Source organism: Burkholderia sp. Cy-637 (genome assembly GCF_011753175.1).
GTDB classification, from domain to species: Bacteria; Pseudomonadota; Gammaproteobacteria; order Burkholderiales; family Burkholderiaceae; genus Burkholderia; species Burkholderia gladioli.
In genome coordinates, this window is record NZ_VWWC01000346.1 from 1 (window position 1) to 2,318 (window position 2,318).

The following is a 2,318-nucleotide window of genomic DNA, read 5'->3' on the forward strand; positions in this document are numbered from 1 at the left end:
CGGGCGCGCGGTGCCCGCCGACGGCGACCTGACCGTGGTGCTGTCCTCGCGCCCCGCCAATGACGAGACCGCCCATCCCGGGCGCGGCGAGCGAACCGTGCGCACGCTGCGCACCGTGGGCGCCGCCAGCGCCACCAGCGCCACCAGCACCGGCGCCACCGGCGGCTTCGATGCCGACGCGACGGTGGTGATGCGCCCCGCGCCGGCCGCCGGCAGCACCCAGTCCGACAGCCTGAGCCGCGAGAGCTGGCAGCGCGTGGCGAACGCCCAGGGCGGCGATCACGCGAGCGTCGGCACCCTGCTCAAGGGCCGCTTCCTGCTGGAGCGCGAGCTCGGCCGCGGCGGCATGGGGGTGGTCTACCTGGCGCGCGACGAGCGCAAGGTCGAGGCGCGCGACCGCGATCCCTTCGTGGCGGTGAAGGTGCTCAACGACGAGTTCCGGCGCCATCCCGATTCGCTGATCGCGCTGCAGCGCGAGGCCCGCCGCGCGCAGCGCCTGGCCGACGACCATATCGTCCATGTCTACGATTTCGACAAGGACGGCACCATCGTCTTCATGACCATGGAGTACATCGACGGCACCGACCTGCGCACGCTGATCCGCGAGCGGCCCTCGGGCATGCCGTTTCGCGAGGCCTGGCCGCTGATCGAGGGCATGGCGCGCGCGCTGCAGCGTGCCCACGCGAGCGGCATCGTGCATTCCGATTTCAAGCCGGGCAACGTGATGGTCACGCGCGACGGCGTGCCCAAGGTGTTCGACTTCGGCATCGCCCGCGCCGGCAACGCGCGCGCGGGCGCGGCCGGCGACCAGACGGTGTTCGACGCCGGCACGCTGGGCGCGCTGACGCCGGCCTACGCGAGCCTGGAGATGATCCGCGGCGCCGATCCGGCGGTGCGCGACGACGTCTATGCGCTCGGCTGCGTGATCTACGAACTGCTGACCGGCCGCCATCCCTTCGAGCGCCGCAGCGCCGAGCTGGCGATGAACGAAAACGCCGCGCCGCCCGCGGTGCCGGGGCTGTCGCGGCGCCAGGCGCGCGCGCTGGCCGAGGCGGTGGCCTTCGAGGGCGACGCGCGGCTGCAGACGGTGGGCGCGCTGGTCGAGAGCCTGCGCCCGCGCCTGCCGCGCGAGCGCGTCGCGCCCTACCTGGTCGGCCTGCTCGCGCTGGCCGCGCTGGCGGCCGGCGGCGTGGCCCTGCACGGCCATTACCGGCAGCGCCAGCTCGATACCACCATCGAGCGCTTCGCCGACGGCAACCCGCAGCACTACGCCAGCGAGGACCAGGCGATGGCCGCGCTCGACGCGCTCGGCGCCGATGCGCGCCAGCAACTGGTGCTGACCCGCAGCGACGTGATCCTGCATTACCTCGCCGAGCGGCTCGACGCCTACTGGAGCCCGCCGCTCGGCCGCTTCGACTACGCCGCCGTGCAGCACGTGTTCCAGTTGCGCGACCAGCTCAAGCTGTTCTCGCCGGCCTTCGACGCGCGCCGCAAGGAGATCGACGACGAGCGCACCGGCATGCTGGCCCGGCTCGGCGGCAGTCTCGACGAGGCGGTCGATCGCGATGCGCTGTTCGAGGACCAGCCTGGCAGCGCCGCCGACATCCTGCAGCGCATCCGCCTGCTCGACCCGGGCAGCGCGCTGCTGCGCGGCAACCGCCTGGAGCTGAAGTACGACGCCGCGATCGGCCAGTCGATCGACCTGGGCAAGTACGACGAGGCACGCGCGCGGATCGCGCTGGGCCTGCAACTGTTCCCCGATTCGTCGCGCCTGCAGCGGCGCCGCGACCAACTGGCCGCCGAGCTGGCCTCGGCCGCCGCGCATCCGGGCCCGCAGGCCGCCGCGATGAACGTGGCCGATGCGCGGCACGCGCTGGCCGAGCTGGCCGCCAATCCGTCGACCAACAAGGCCTGGCTGGACGGCGTGGCGGGCGCGATGGCCTCGCTGCAGGGCGACGACGCGCCCGAGACCGGCAAGGCGATCGATGCGCTGGCCGACGGCATCGTCACCGCGGCGGCCCAGGTCAGCGATCCGGGGCTGGCGCACCAGACGCTCGACCTGGTCGAGGTGGGGCTGCGCTACGCGCCGCATTCGCCGGGGCTGGCCGAGCAGCGCGATCGCATGCTGATGCTGCTGCAGCAGCAGCGCATCGACCAGCAGATCGCCAGCAGCGATCCGGCCGCGCAGGTGGATGCGCTGCGCCTGGCCGCCTCGGCCAACGACGGCCCGCGCGCGCTGGCGGCGCTGAACCGGCTGCGCAGCCTGCAGCCGGGCAGCGCGGTGCTGGCCAGCGCCGCGCCGCAACTGGTGGCCAGCG

General features: G+C 73.9%; 1 protein-coding gene. It reads left to right on the top strand.

Annotated elements, in window-relative coordinates; translation table 11 throughout:
- On the top strand, window positions 1-2,318 hold a 2,318-nt coding region (locus F3J10_RS35310; protein ID WP_240155807.1), incomplete at both ends, for a serine/threonine-protein kinase.